The organism is Shewanella ulleungensis, from assembly GCF_014648315.1.
GTDB classification, from domain to species: domain Bacteria; phylum Pseudomonadota; class Gammaproteobacteria; order Enterobacterales; family Shewanellaceae; genus Shewanella; species Shewanella ulleungensis.
On the sequence record NZ_BMQW01000010.1, the window covers coordinates 59871 to 74537 of the forward strand.

At 43.3% G+C, this 14667-nt stretch carries 13 protein-coding genes; 7 read left to right on the top strand and 6 right to left on the bottom strand.

The genetic code is table 11. The features are described 5' to 3' along the window. Positions 1-3: 3 nt before the first annotated feature. Positions 4-261: a GNAT family N-acetyltransferase gene (locus IEY40_RS16485; RefSeq protein ID WP_188958104.1), complete on the bottom strand. Its 258-nt coding sequence runs from the start codon at positions 259-261 to the stop codon at positions 4-6. Positions 262-297: 36 nt separating this feature from the next. Continuing rightward, the gene (locus IEY40_RS16490) at positions 298-720 is read right to left on the bottom strand and encodes an acyl-CoA thioesterase (RefSeq protein WP_188958106.1); all 423 of its coding nucleotides are present in this window, start codon (positions 718-720) and stop codon (positions 298-300) included. Positions 721-839: 119 nt separating this feature from the next. On the opposite strand from IEY40_RS16490, the gene IEY40_RS16495 reads away from it, so the two are divergent. Then, positions 840-1874, top strand: coding sequence for a hypothetical protein (locus IEY40_RS16495; protein WP_188958108.1), 1035 nt, complete (start codon positions 840-842; stop codon positions 1872-1874). A gap of 93 nt (positions 1875-1967) precedes the next feature. Here the strand turns inward: IEY40_RS16495 and mtnC are convergent, their stop codons facing one another. Then, positions 1968-2648 carry an acireductone synthase gene (gene mtnC, locus IEY40_RS16500; RefSeq protein WP_188958110.1) on the bottom strand — a complete coding sequence of 227 codons (681 nt, stop codon included), beginning with the start codon at positions 2646-2648 and terminating at the stop codon, positions 1968-1970. 381 nt (positions 2649-3029) lie between these two features. Between mtnC and IEY40_RS16505 the strand changes: the two genes are divergently transcribed. Continuing rightward, positions 3030-3269: an HP1242/YdcH family protein gene (locus IEY40_RS16505; protein WP_188958113.1), complete on the top strand. Its 240-nt coding sequence runs from the start codon at positions 3030-3032 to the stop codon at positions 3267-3269. Between the two features lie 652 nt (positions 3270-3921). Here the strand turns inward: IEY40_RS16505 and IEY40_RS16510 are convergent. Beyond that, positions 3922-5586 carry an amidohydrolase gene (locus IEY40_RS16510; protein WP_308424504.1) on the bottom strand — a complete coding sequence of 555 codons (1665 nt, stop codon included), beginning with the start codon at positions 5584-5586 and terminating at the stop codon, positions 3922-3924. Between the two features lie 346 nt (positions 5587-5932). Between IEY40_RS16510 and IEY40_RS16515 the strand changes: the two genes are divergently transcribed. Continuing rightward, positions 5933-6421, top strand: a complete 489-nt coding sequence (locus tag IEY40_RS16515; RefSeq protein WP_188958115.1) for a DUF2846 domain-containing protein — start codon at positions 5933-5935, stop codon at positions 6419-6421. Positions 6422-6774: 353 nt separating this feature from the next. Here the strand turns inward: IEY40_RS16515 and IEY40_RS16520 are convergent, their stop codons facing one another. Both IEY40_RS16520 and hutI read right to left on the bottom strand, forming a co-directional pair. Then, complete coding sequence (locus tag IEY40_RS16520; protein ID WP_188958117.1) at positions 6775-7551, bottom strand: haloacid dehalogenase type II; 777 nt, start codon at positions 7549-7551, stop codon at positions 6775-6777. A gap of 192 nt (positions 7552-7743) precedes the next feature. Then, entirely contained in the window at positions 7744-8976 is a 1233-nt protein-coding gene (hutI, locus tag IEY40_RS16525) for an imidazolonepropionase (RefSeq protein WP_188958119.1), read from the bottom strand. Positions 8977-9110: 134 nt separating this feature from the next. Here hutI and hutC point away from each other — a divergent pair, with 134 nt between their 5' ends. From hutC to IEY40_RS16545, 4 genes are all read left to right on the top strand, one after another. Further along, positions 9111-9815, top strand: coding sequence for a histidine utilization transcriptional repressor HutC (hutC, locus tag IEY40_RS16530; protein ID WP_188958120.1), 705 nt, complete (start codon positions 9111-9113; stop codon positions 9813-9815). A gap of 114 nt (positions 9816-9929) precedes the next feature. Further along, positions 9930-11600 carry a urocanate hydratase gene (gene hutU / locus IEY40_RS16535; RefSeq protein ID WP_188958122.1) on the top strand — a complete coding sequence of 557 codons (1671 nt, stop codon included), beginning with the start codon at positions 9930-9932 and terminating at the stop codon, positions 11598-11600. Between the two features lie 2 nt (positions 11601-11602). Then, positions 11603-13141, top strand: a complete 1539-nt coding sequence (gene hutH / locus IEY40_RS16540) for a histidine ammonia-lyase (protein ID WP_188958124.1) — start codon at positions 11603-11605, stop codon at positions 13139-13141. Between the two features lie 237 nt (positions 13142-13378). Next, positions 13379-14647, top strand: a complete 1269-nt coding sequence (locus IEY40_RS16545) for a mechanosensitive ion channel family protein (protein WP_188958126.1) — start codon at positions 13379-13381, stop codon at positions 14645-14647. Positions 14648-14667 lie beyond the last annotated feature (20 nt).

Consider the following 14667-nt stretch of genomic DNA (forward strand, 5'->3'; position numbering starts at 1 on the left):
TAATTAACGTAAAAATTTAACCACATAACTGCAACTGGCATTGATATTAAAATCTTCCGCTTTTGCCCATGCCAGCCCAGTACGCACGAGCTTTTCTGCAATTCCCTGTCCGCGTAATACTGGCGGAACAAAGGTGCGATGAAAATCAATATCTTGGCCAGCCAAATGGTATTCAAGCACTGCTTCAACGCCCTGGGTGTTGACCACAAAACGATGCTGTTCGGCCTGGTGCGCTACGGTGATGACGTCTTGATTACTCATGGTGTTATCCTTGATTTCAATGTGCATTGCTAAAGCTTACTGATGCTTCGACAGGGCGGCCAGTAATTCTGGGGTTAATTTGGCTTTTTGTCCCGTCTTAAAGTTAAACATCACTACTTTAGCCCAACCCTGTGTGGTTACCGATTGCTGAGCCTGGCTAAACACGGTGTAATGCATCACGAAGCGGTCTTCTGTAATGTCGCTAATTTTGATACCTACAATAATTGAGTCCGGAAATGTTAGCGGTCGCTTAAAACGGGCGTTAGTTTCGCTTAATACTGGGCCAACACCTGTAGTTTTTAAGTCGGCAAGTAGGTTAATTTGATGAAAGAAATCGAGACGAGCTGTTTCAAAGTACTTAAAGTAGACTGAATTATTAACATGCTGTAGTGCATCCATTTCCCCCCAGGCTACTTGAATTTTAGTGCTGATAGAGTGTTTGGCTAAAAAGTCTTCCATGGGATACCCTGTGTGAGATAAAAATTAAACACTTGTTTGAAATTGCCATTAATCTACCAGTCACAAGGCACAACAACAAGGGTTATGGCCACCGGCCTACAATCAATAAGGACTTTATCTTGTCAAAATCGACTTTATTAGCCACCTCTAGTACATGGCTGTCGTCTAGCTGGGCGGTATTGTCAGCGCGACTAACAAGGTTACAAACTCAACTGAGCTTACCGCAAAAGTTATATCTGCTTGCGATAGTATTGTTGTTTACTACAGATTCTGTGGTGTGGGTGGCAATTATTAGTGTTATCGCCATGTCGATTGAGTTTTGGCATTTGTTTGAACGCATGTGGCACAGTTTGGCAGGTAAGGCTGTTTTATTACTGTTTTATGCCATTGTGGCTAACTTTGCCGTAGCCAGTTCAAGCTCGGTGGTGAACGATGTAGTGGGCGTGGCATCGAACAGCTTTAATTACACGCATAATTTCGCCATATTGCTTTATATTCCTGCGTGGAGCGTGATTATGAGCAGTATTGTATTGTTACTTTTACAGCTTATTTTCCCGCTAATGTTTAGCGTGTCATTTTTATTGCGTCCCTTTGGAGTGACTAATTTTAGACTGATTAATCATCAACATTTTCATCGCACCACATTTTGGGTGCGAGTCGTACTTGCGGCTGTGGTGTTGTATCACTTAGCCATGTTGATGGACCTTTATGGCCAAGTAGAAAAAGCCTTAGATGACCCGCAAGTTGTGCAACTCGTTGAAGCCCAACCTGAAGACGCGCTCATAGTAGAAAATGATTTGGCTTTGGTTGCGAGCGACTTAGCAAAAGAGGCTAAGCCGAAACCTAAACCTGTCCCCAAAGCTAAAACGGCTGCAGAGATAGAACGTGAAAAAGAATTAGATGCTATCGACGAAATTGCTAAACAACCTTATAACCAATTACGTAGCCAGTATTTTTCGAGTGTGCGTAAAGCAATTGCCTTATTTGCGTTTCAGCTTGAGGCCAATGCTAAATCGCGTTGTAAAAAGTCAGCAAAGTCGCATGTGGTTGAGCTTAATGATTACGAAATTTTAGAGATCACTCCAGATATCAATGGCGAATATGGTTACCATTTTGAAGTGAAAAAGTGTATCTCGCCAGCATTTCCCAGCTAAGTAAGGTCAGCTAGGTGTACGGGATTTAATGCTAATGAGAAAAAACGACCATTAGGGTCGTTTTTTATTTGGTAATATTTTTAAACAACAGGCTTAGTCAAAATGCAGCTCATCAAAACTGGCTACTTTTTTACAATCTGCTTGGCGCTGGTCGGCAAAACGGAGCATTTGGCAGGTTGTCATACCCGCAGCTGCAGCGGCTTTTAGCTCTTCAGCAACATCTGACACAAATAAAATTTGCTTTGGCTTTAGGCTAATCGTATTGCAAATGTTGCAATAGGCTTGCTTGTCTAATTTATTGCCTGTGCGGGTATCAAAGTGACCGCTAAATGAAGGGGTTAAATCACCTGAGTCAGAGTGGCTAAACAGCAATTTTTGTGCTTCAACAGAGCCTGAAGAAAAGCTGTAAATACGGATGCCTTTTTCTTTAATACGTTCAATGCTGTTGATAAAGTCAGGGTAAATATGCCCTGTAAAATCAACACGATTATAACCTTGTTTCCAAATCAAACCTTGTAAGGTTTTCAGTGGGGTGACTTTACGGTCTTCATCGATCCACTGCTGTAAAATTTCAGTCACACGCGCTATTGAGGCATCTTGCTCAAGAGCGATATCTTTAATGTCGCTGATACAACAATCTACCAACACATTGTGTTGGTTTTGCTCAAGGAACTCAGCCATCGCAGTGCGTGAATATGGAAATAACACATCCTGAATAAAGTTAAGATCGGTAGTGGTACCGGCGGTATCAACGATGATAGCTCTAATACTCATAAGATTTGTGACTCCCAAACAATAAATTAACTTAATGATGATCCTATGCTTTATTGGCCTCTAAGGCTAGTGCTATTGACTACATTGCTCCTAGGTTTGATGACTTTTAGTACAAGATGTGAGCTAGATTTAGATAATGCTAAATTGCTCGAGCGCAATGAGGGGAGAGTCGCTTTAGGGACACTGTTTAAAGCTGCTAAAGTTAGTGTGATGATTATCATCATTATGTTTATTAAGCATTTTAGTTAATGTTGCCATAATTGAGTTGGGGTAATCGATAACCATTATTTTTCAACCTAGCTCACGAATTAACAGGCCAATGAAATATAGTCTAACCTTAGGAATGGTTTACATGATTGGATAATTATAAAGGAGCGAGATATGTTAGGTGAAAGCCATGCGTTATTAGTCGATTTCCCTGAATACACAGTGACCATTTTAACGTTAATTGATGGTGACAGTGAGTTTGCGACAAATGCTCGTCGTTATCATGATTTAGACACTGAAATCCGCAAATTAGAGTTGAGAAATTCCCCAACGAGTGATGAGTTTATGCATCAAGCTAAACACGAACGATCAGTGCTTAAAGATAAGCTTTATCTTCAGTTTACTAAAACATAGAATTTTCTCGGCAGCCTCTTGTCGATAGTCTTTTTCGTCTTATCGGCAGTGTTTGGGCCTGGCCCCAGGTGTTAGCTTATACTTTTGTGTTTATGGCTTGTGGCCACTACGTCGTGGCGCTTCGCCCACACAAGACCAAGAGGAAACCAACGGCTGTTCCCTCTTTGTTTTTATAAAAAATTGGTCCCGCCGCCACATCAAACTTATTCTGTTTGATTTAAATGCTAGAGGCGATAATTTCACTACGTGGTTGAATCCTGCTTTTGATTGCGTTTCGGTTTTTATCGGCCCATCTTGTCATGCAGAGTGAAAATGCTAATGCTTCAGATGTGAATGACTTAAGCTGCGGGTTTACTTGTACGCTATTAGGCGAGTTAAATTTTTTCGGAACTTCTGGATGGAAATAATTTTTTAATCAACAGGTTAATTAAAATTATTGACAGGGTTGGTCATGGTGGTTTACGAGCCTCATCCTACCGCATGGGCGGTAGGCTGAGGTGCAGGGATGTACTTGTTCGTGTCGCTGAGTGAATGCCATGACTAACCAGTAAATGCACCCTTGGTGGAAAGAGCTTTGCTATCAGGTTTTAAGCTTAATACAGTACTTAATCAAGCTTGCTCTTACACACAAGTAATTTATGGTTTAGGTAATTTACTCTTTTACAAACACCTGACGGCCGTTTACCCAGGTGGCGATGACCTTGTTTTGCCATATTTGTTGTGGGTTTATTGCGAAGTAATCGTCCTCAACCAAGATAAAGTCGGCTTTCTTGCCGGCCTCTAGTGTACCTAATAACTGCTCCTGGTGGCCGGCATAGGCTGCGTCGATGGTGAAGCTTTTAAAGGCTTCAATGCGTGATAATTTTTCACCTGCTAACCAGCCATCCAAAGGTTTGTTGAGATGATCTTGGCGGGTTACCGATGCATGTAATCCAAAGAATGGGTTAGGTGATTCGATAGGGAAATCCGATCCATTGGCGATGACGGCGTTAGCGTTTAATAGTTTGCGCCATGCATATGCGCCAGCGAGGCGGGCCTTGCCTAAACGGTTTTCGGCCATATTTTTGTCGCTGGTGGCGTGGGTTGCTTGCACTGACGCGATAACACCAAGCTGAGCAAAGCGGGGCACATCGGCAAGGTCGAGTATTTGTGCATGTTCAACACGGTGGCGTAATGCTTTTGAATCGGTCGAAGCTATGGCTGTTTGATATTTATTGAGTACGACCTGGTTAGCGTTGTCGCCAATGGCATGCGTGTTAACCTGAAATCCGGCTTTCATTGCCTGTAAAATCAGCTTGCCGAGTTGCTCGTCTGAATACAGCATTAAACCTTTGTGACCTGGTTGATCTGAGTATTCTTTGATTAATGCCGCGCCACGACTACCCAAGGCACCATCTGCAGAGATTTTTACACTGTCAACTTTAAACATGTCGTCTGTTGTCGTGATGTGGCCTTGCTTTAAGATGCTATCAAACCTTGGGTCTTCTACCGACAACATGCCGTTAACGCGCACGCTCATGGCGTTGTTTGCCGCTAATTGTTGATAGGCTTTGATGTTACTGATGCTTATGCCAGCATCGTGCACGCTGGTTAACCCGTAAGAGGCTAAGCTGTCCATGGCCAAGGTTAACGTAGATTCAAGTTGTTGCTGATTAAGATCTGGAATAACGTTAAAGACTAGGTTCATGGCATTATCGATAAGTACACCTGTAGGATTACCTTGCTCATCTCTAACTATTTCACCGCCTTCTGGCGAGACTGTATTGGCAGAGATTCCGGCCAGAGCCAGCGCTTTGCTATTAACCCAAATGGCATGACCATCAATACGGCCAAAAGATACAGGATTAGCGCTAAAGGCTTTATCTAGGCTTTCTTTGCTAGGAAATTGCTTGTTATCCCACAATTCTTGGTTCCATCCGCGACCCATTAACCAACTATCCGTGGGATTTTTCTTAATGAATGCCTGCGCGCGGACCACGGCGTCTTGTTCGCTACTGGTGTTGGTTAAGTCGGCGGTTAATAGGCTTAAGCCGTAGCTTAGTACATGACCGTGGGCGTCGATTAGCCCAGGTAGTAACGTTTTGCCTTTACCATCAATAGTGGCGATATTGCTTGCTGAGGGTAAGGTTTGGTCTTTGGTAAAGAGCCGATCGATTTTGTCGTCGGTGAATTGAATCGCATTAAAGGTTTGTAATTTACCGCCAACTAAGGTGTAGCCATTAACATCATGCACCAATGTGGTTTGCGCAACTGTACTGGCGCTTAAACCTGTGAGACACAATGCCACAGACAGTGTTAAATACCTTTTTTTCATCATTTTATCCCTTTATGCGACTAAATTAATCAACACTTATTAAATGTTAATTAATGGTTAATAGCAAGAGGGCGCAAACGTCAGATTTAAAGCAAATGTATTCGCTTTTCTTAGTCATTTTATGTTGGTCACAAAGTTGGTTATATACATATCTGCAACTATTGTATGACATAGAGGTTTGGTTTAAATTATCAGATTAAGACTGCTCTATTTATCTCAAGGACAGAGCTACAGAAAGTCGGGATGACTTATTTAATTTCCTACCTTTTACCGTCTAATTACTTGAGTAAACGGTCCGGCTAACCGGGCTAGAACATCATGCTATAACAATTCAAATGAGTAAATTTAGATGAAAAAAATCTATTTAGCGTTATCACTGATTGCGGTGACATTTTTCTCAGGTTGCGCCTCTGTACCTATGGCCTCCTCTGAGCAAGACAATGCTTTAAAGCAATTCCAAAAACCACAAAATGGTAATGCTGGTTTATATATCTATCGAAATAGCTTTGTGGGCCAAGCGCTTAAGAAAAATGTGTATATTGACGGAAAATTAATAGGTGAAACTGCAAATAAAGTTTATTTTTACAAAGAGTTAGTTCCAGGCAGCTACGCTCTAGCTACTGAGTCTGAATTCAGTGAAAATAACATTGAATTACCAGTGGAGGCAGGGCAGCTCTATTTTGTTGAGCAGTATATTAAAATGGGTGTTTTTGTTGGCGGTGCAGCGTTGAAAAAAGTAGATATCGACACTGGTATGAAAAACATTAAAGAGTGTAAGTTAGCGAAAGAGACGGATTTGGATATTTATTTACCGAAACAAGCCGTAGCTCAAAAATAGAAAGCGTTAAATTGTCAGCTCAAAAATCGCCTAGCCAATGCTGGGCGATTTTGTTTTTAAAATTTAATTGCCTAGGGTCTGTTTATCTTTAAAGGTTATTTTTGCAGCGAATTGTTGGACATTTGTACAAGGCAGAGACTTTGAGGTGTAGTTATTCTACATAAAAAGTCGATAACGCAGTAAAAATGGCCAACAAACGCTGCCCGAAGGGTTCGGCTAAAAACGTTTTACTCTTTGTTGAATGATTCTTTGCAAATAAAGAGTTGCTTAGATTGCTAGGCATCAATCCATTCGCCTCGATTAAAACGTTTTTAACTCGAACAAAATTCAACCAGCAAAGATCAACGATGGCCCTAGTTAAACTTAGCCAAAGTTTTAGCAAGGTCATTCACATCTAACACGTTATAGTCTGGCTCTGCTGCAAGCGGGAACAATACTTTACCCTGACGACGAATGAACGCAGTTTGTAAACCTGCTTTATCGGCACCAGCAATATCCCAACCGTGGGCAGCAACCATTAGGGCTTCGTTAGCATTAACGCCTAAATCTTTGATTGCCCATTGATAAGTGCTTAAATGCGGCTTAAATACGCCAACAGATTCGATGCTCAAATTGGCATCAAAATATTGGCTTAAGTTTGCATTTTTAAGCTGTAATTGTACGCCTTCTAATGATGAGTTAGTTAATGTAACGAGCTTATAACCTTGGGCTTTTAATGCTGCTAAACCTTCTGCAACATCTGGATGAGCAGGCAATGAGCGTAATGGCGTAACAATAGCGGTTTTAGCTTGTTCGTGAGTGATTGCAATACCGTTTATTTCGGCCACCATCTCTAATGATGCCACCCCAATATTACCAAATGACTGATATTCGCCAGTGGCTGAAACCACTAGAGAGTGATGTAACATGGTTGAGAACCACAATGGCAATAAATCGTCACGACCATTTAGCGCAGTGCCAACTGATTTTCGCATGTTTTCTAGATCTAACAGGGTTTCATTCACATCAAAAATAATCACTTTGGGCTTGGTAAGTTGAGCCGCTGATTCTGTTGAGTCATTAGCGAGAACGTTGCTGCTATTAAGCAACAAAAATGCACTAGCAAGTGATAGTAGTGTGCGGATTTTCATAATACCTCTGTCAATATAGGTTAGATTAAGGGGAATAATTTGAACGTTCGTTCATAATATGGCTAGCCTAAATGAAATAGAGCTTAAAATCACGCTTTAATTGATATTGGCTGTTGAGTGAAATAGTGGTCGAACGTTTTAAATGCGCAGAAAACCGGCGACAGTAATAGTATACTAACACCGGAAATACGTTTAGCGAGGCAGGGCAACCACTTGACCATTTTTTACCACATTTTGGCAAGGATTAACCCCGTAGGCATATGCCAGCTGTGCCGGAGTGTTGATATCCCATAAGCAAAAATCTGCCTGTTTTCCCACAGTAATACTGCCAATGCGATGCTCGAGCCCCAAGGCTTTGGCGGCATTAAAAGTAACGCCTTGTAACGCTTCTTCAGGGGTTAACCTAAATAAGGTGCAAGCCATGTTAAGCATTAGTAAGGTTGAACAAATCGGTGATGAGCCTGGATTAAAGTCGCTGGCAATCACCATCGGCACCTTGTATTGACGCAGTAAATCGATAGGTGGTAATTGAGTTTCACGTAAAAAGTAAAACGCTCCTGGTAATAAGGTCGCGCAGGTGCCACTTTCGCTTATAGCTTTAACTCCCGCCTCATCTAAAAACTCAATATGATCAACCGACTTAGCGCCCAAACTTGCAGCTAAAGCACTGCCACCCATATTAGATAATTGTTCAGCGTGTAGCTTTATCTGCAAACCCGATTGCTTGGCAGCGTTTAACACTCGCTCGGTCTGCTCAAGATTAAAGGCGATATTTTCGCAAAATACGTCAACGGCATCTGCTAAACCTTCTGCGATAACCGCGGGCAGCATGTCATTAATAACAAAGTCGACATAGCCGTCTACATCGTCCTTGTATTCTGGCGGGATGGCATGAGCACCTAAAAATGTGGTGCACACATCGATATGATGATGCTCACCAAGTTCACGAGCGACCCGCAATAGTTTGAGTTCGGTTGCGGTGTTTAAGCCATAACCCGATTTAATCTCAACGGTTGTGACACCTTCTCTAGCCAAGGCATTTAAGCGTTGGCGGCCTAATTCAAATAACTCTGCTTCATCTGCATTACGACAGGCATTAACCGTTGAAATAATACCGCCACCTGCGCGGGCAATATCTTGATAACTAGCACCTTGGAGTCGTTGTTCAAACTCATTAGCGCGATTGCCAGCAAACACCAGGTGAGTGTGAGCGTCGATAAGTCCTGGGGTTATCCAACCACCTTTACCTCTGTAAACCGGCGTTGCCAAAACATCAAACTCTGGCAGATCGCTGCGTGGGCCGACCCAAGCGATTTTACCGTCTTTTACTGCAATTGCAGCTTGAGGTATCGCCCCATAAGCACCATGAACGCTCGGGTCCATCGTTGCTACGTTGACATCTATCCAGACTTGATCCCACACCATGAAAACCCCTAGAAAGGCAAAATAGCAGTAAATATTTATTCGCTAAACAATACTTGTTTTAACTTGTATATACAAGGTAGAGTTGATGCAGTAATAAACAATCATCCTATTTTAGTGAGTGTGGAAATCCTGATATGGCCCAAGCAAAATTCGCTCAAATTAAACAATTTATTTTGAGCCGTATTGAAACCGGTGAATGGCAAGAAAACGAACGCGTGCCGTCTGAAAATCAATTAACTGAATTATTTGTTTGTAGCCGCATGACTGCAAGGCGAGCATTAACTGAGCTGGTGGACTCGGGCGTGTTAGAGCGTACTCAGGGTGTGGGGACTTTTGTGGCCGGGCTTAAGTCGCAGTCATCACTGTTGGCTATTCGTAATATTGCCGACGAAATTAAAGATCGTGGTCATGGTTACAGCGTTACACCGCTTGAGTTAAAGCAGATTGCAGCCAGTGCCGCAGAGGCGAATGCATTGGGACTTGAGGTTGGCAACCCAGTTTTTTACTCGGTATTGGTCCATTGCGAGCAAGGTATACCTCTGCAAGTGGAAGAGCGATTTGTTAATCCAGCGTTGGTACCCAATTATCTAGCACAAGACTTTACATTGCAGACGCCTCACGAATATCTCTCTGCCGTAGCGCCGTTAACAGAAGCGCGTCATACCGTTGAAGCCATTATGGCCACAGCAGAATTACAGCAGCAATTGGCTATATCAGCGACCGAACCCTGTTTACAAATTTTACGCCGCACCTGGTCACGTCAAGGTGTCGTGAGCTTTGCACGGTTAGTGCATCCTGGTAGTAAGTTTAAATTAACTTCAGCGTTGGTAAAACCATGATGCCAACCAATGAGGTTTCAGTACCCGGTTAATAACCATTTCATTAAGACCTAACATTTTAAACAACAAGACCAATAAAAAACCAAACCGAATTAATCGGTTGAAGAGGATAATATGGATAAACGACACGACCCAAGCCGACGCATTATTGCGCCACATGGTACTCAATTACAGTGTAAAAGCTGGTTAACTGAAGCGGCAATGCGGATGTTAATGAATAACCTTCATCCTGATGTGGCCGAACGCCCTGAAGACTTAGTGGTGTACGGCGGTATTGGCCGTGCAGCGCGTGACTGGCAAAGTTACGACAAAATTATAGAGGTATTGCAGCGCCTTGAGGCTGACGAAACCTTATTAGTGCAATCTGGTAAACCTGTTGGGGTGTTTACTACCCATACTAATGCGCCAAGGGTGATTATTGCTAACTCTAACCTGGTGCCGCATTGGGCAAACTGGGAACACTTTAACGAGCTAGATAAAAAAGGCTTGGCAATGTACGGCCAAATGACTGCGGGTTCGTGGATTTATATTGGTTCGCAAGGCATTGTGCAAGGCACATATGAAACGTTTGTGGCTATGGCTAAACAGCACTTTAATGGCTCGTCTGCCGGTAAGTGGATTTTAACCGGTGGTTTAGGCGGTATGGGGGGGGCGCAACCATTAGCGGGTACTATGGCCGGTTACTCTGTACTCACCTGCGAAGTGGATGAAACTCGTATCGATTTTCGCATGCGCACTGGTTACGTCGACAAAAAAGCCACGTCATTAGATCAAGCCTTAGTGATGATTGATGAAGCGAACCAAAGCAGCCAGCCCGTTTCGATAGGATTGTTGGCTAACGCTGCTGATGTGTTTACCGAGTTAGTCACGCGCGGTATCACCCCAGATGTGGTGACTGACCAAACTTCGGCGCACGATCCATTGAACGGTTATTTACCCCAAGGTTGGACCTTAGAATATGCCGCGAAAATGCGTAAAACCGACGAAACTTTAGTGGTTAAAGCGGCGAAGCAATCGATGGCAGTTCAGGTTAGAGCCATGTTGGCGTTACAAGCAGCAGGCGCGGCAACAACCGATTATGGTAATAATATTCGTCAGATGGCCTTTGATGAAGGCGTAACGAATGCGTTTGATTTCCCTGGGTTTGTCCCAGCCTATGTGCGGCCATTATTTTGTGAAGGCATTGGTCCATTCCGTTGGGTAGCCTTGTCTGGCGATCCAGAAGATATCTACAAAACAGATGCCAAAGTAAAAGAGCTTATCCCAGATAATCCACACTTACACAATTGGCTAGACATGGCACGTGAGCGCATTGCGTTTCAAGGGTTACCTGCACGTATTTGTTGGGTCGGCTTAAAAGACCGTGCTCGTTTAGCCTTAGCATTTAATGAGATGGTTAATAGCGGCGAGTTGTCGGCACCCATTGTAATTGGTCGAGATCACTTAGATTCAGGCTCGGTTGCCAGCCCTAACCGTGAAACCGAAGCCATGCTTGATGGCTCTGATGCGGTTTCAGATTGGCCATTAATGAATGCGTTATTAAATACTGCAAGTGGTGCCACTTGGGTGTCATTGCATCATGGCGGCGGTGTCGGCATGGGTTTTAGTCAACATTCTGGGGTAGTGATTGTTGCTGACGGTACCGACGAGGCCGCTGTGAGGTTAGGCCGCGTATTATGGAATGATCCCGCAACTGGCGTGATGCGTCATGCCGATGCAGGTTACGACCTTGCAACAAAATGTGCCAAAGAGCAGGGCTTAGACCTGCCAATGTTAGGAGCGTAACCATGTCGACGTATTCATTTGAACTGGTGCCAGGCACTTTAACCTTGGCGCAAGCCCGTGCCATTAGTCGTAATAGTGTCAAGCTAACGCTTGCCAAGGTTGCGATTAAAGACATTAATCAAAGCGCTGAAATTGTCCAGCAAGTGCTGCGAGAAGGTCGTACCGTATATGGGATTAACACCGGGTTTGGTTTATTGGCCAACACTAAAATTGCACCGCAAGATTTACAGTTATTACAGCGTTCAATCGTGTTGTCTCATGCGGCAGGTATTGGCCAATATATGCAAGATGCCACAGTGCGTTTAATGATGGTGTTAAAGATTAATTCATTAAGTCGCGGCTTTTCAGGTATTCGTTTAGAGGTGATTGAGTTTTTAATGCAGTTGGTTAACGCAGGCGTGTATCCCTGCGTACCCGAAAAAGGTTCTGTTGGTGCATCGGGCGACTTAGCACCATTAGCACATATGTGTTTACCACTATTAGGTGAAGGCGAAATGAGTTACCAGGGACAGATTATATCGGCAACCGAAGGGCTTGATATTGCTGGATTAGCGCCAATTGAGCTGGCAGCCAAAGAAGGGCTAGCGTTATTAAATGGTACTCAAGCATCGACAGCACTGGCGCTTGAAGGTTTGTTTAATGCTGAAGATTTGTTTGCTGCTAGCTCTGTTATTGGTGCCATGAGTGTTGAGGCGGCAATGGGCAGTCGCAGCCCATTTGATGCACGTATTCATGCAGCGCGGGGGCAAAAAGGTCAAATTGATTCAGCGGCAATCTTTCGTCATTTGTTAACTAACGAGTCAGAGATCAGCCAAAGCCACACCAATTGCGAAAAGGTACAAGATCCATACTCACTTCGTTGTCAGCCACAGGTATTGGGCGCATGTTTAACCCAAATCCGCCAAGCTGCAGAAGTGCTAGGTGCTGAGGCAAATGGTGTGACCGATAATCCGCTGGTGTTCCAAGATACCGGCGACATCATTTCTGGCGGTAATTTTCACGCTGAACCTGTGGCAATGGCGGCAGATAATTTGGCAATTGCAATTGCCGAAATGGGCTCGATTGCTGAGCGACGTATGGCATTATTAATTGATTCGAGCTTGTCAAAATTGCCACCATTTTTAGTCAATAACGGTGGGGTCAACTCAGGCTTTATGATTGCACAGGTCACGGCAGCGGCACTGGCGTCTGAAAATAAAACCTATGCTCATCCTGCTTCGGTAGACAGTTTACCGACATCGGCTAACCAAGAAGATCATGTGTCGATGGCCACTTTTGCCGCGCGACGTTTGCGTGACATGAGCGAAAACACTCGCGGCGTGCTCGCCATTGAATTATTGGCGGCGGCACAAGGGTTAGATTTTAGAGCCCCATTGCAAGCCAGTGCCTCGGTGGCTTTGGCCAAAGCAGAGTTAAGGGCGGTTGTGTCATTTTATGATCAGGACCGCTACTTTGCTCCTGATATCGAAAACTCGGTAGATTTACTATTTAGTGCCAGCTTTAATCGATTATTACCGCAGGGGTTAATGCCAAGCTTTTAGACCTGATTTTTCGGGCCAAACTTTTAGCGTTAAACTTATATAATGAAAGGGCCGCAAGGTCCTTTTTATTAGGTAAAATCCCTCATCTATTGCTGGTGGTATGTTGAGTTAATTTTATTGAATTAATGTGTACAATTAAGTGCATAATGTTGGCTGTAAAACCTTTACATCTTGGTTTGTCTTTTAGGGTATTAAAGGTTCTTTTGTGTAAAGGACAATGTTGCTAAGGATTTGTGTGTGAATACAGAAGTACGGATTGAAATTGCGGCTTGGTTAACGCGCCTAGGTATTAACAGCCAACCTACCGATGGATTAGCTACCTCTATATTAATTTGTTCCTGCTTATTGATTGCCGGGATTGGTTATTACATTGCACATCGTTTTGTCGTGCATGGGTTAAATGTGATTATTCGTCGTTCGTCAGTAACGTGGGACGATATCTTTATGCGTTTCAATGTACTTGAGCGCCTTGCGTTACTGGTACCGATTGCGATACTCGACTTGCTCATACCTATTGTGCTCACTTCACATGATCTTGCCAGCATGATTATCGATCGCTTGTTGAGCTCATTATTAGTATTTTTTATCTTACGGGCAATTTACGGTGCATTGAATGCCGCTGATGAAATTGCCGATGTTAATCACATTAACCGCCGCTTACCAGTAAAGAGCTTTGTTCAGTTAACCAAATTATTCTTGTTTTTTATTGGCTTAATTGTTGTGTTTGCCATATTAGCCGACCGGTCACCTATCTATTTTTTTAGTGGTTTAGGTGTTGCCACTGGTTTGGTTATGCTGGTGTTCCGAGACACTATTTTAGGTTTTGTCGCGGGTATTCAGTTAGCGGCTAACCGGATGGTGAGCAAAGGCGACTGGATCCAAATGGACAAGTACGCTGCAGACGGTGCGGTTGAAGATGTGACGCTAACCACGGTCAAAGTGCGCAACTGGGACAATACCATTACGATGATCCCAGCATATGCTTTGGTGTCTGACGCCTTTAAAAACTGGCGTGGTATGTCTGAATCTGGTGGGCGCAGAATTAAGCGCTCAGTAAATATCGACGTTAACAGTATCCAGTTTTTAACTGATGAAGAGCGTATTCGCTTGGGTAAAGTCAATTACTTGAAAGAGTATTTACCGCAGATATTTAATGAAATTAATGCTGCGAACGCCAATGTTAGTGATATTGATATGAAAGTTAACGGTCGTCATTTGACAAATATCGGTACTTTTAGAGCGTATTTGCAAGAGTATTTACGTCGTCATGACAAAATTCATAAAGACATGACGTTAATGGTAAGGCAGTTGGCTCCAACAACCGAAGGTTTACCGATAGAGCTGTATATTTTTACAAATGATATCCGTTGGACTTATTACGAAGCGATTCAAGCTGATATTTTTGATCATATTTTTGCGGTATTACCAGAGTTTGGTCTACGTGCATTTCAAATACCTACCGGCAATGATATCCGCAGCATTAAACAAGGTGCTGAGCAACATTGATAACCGTGCAATATAAGGGA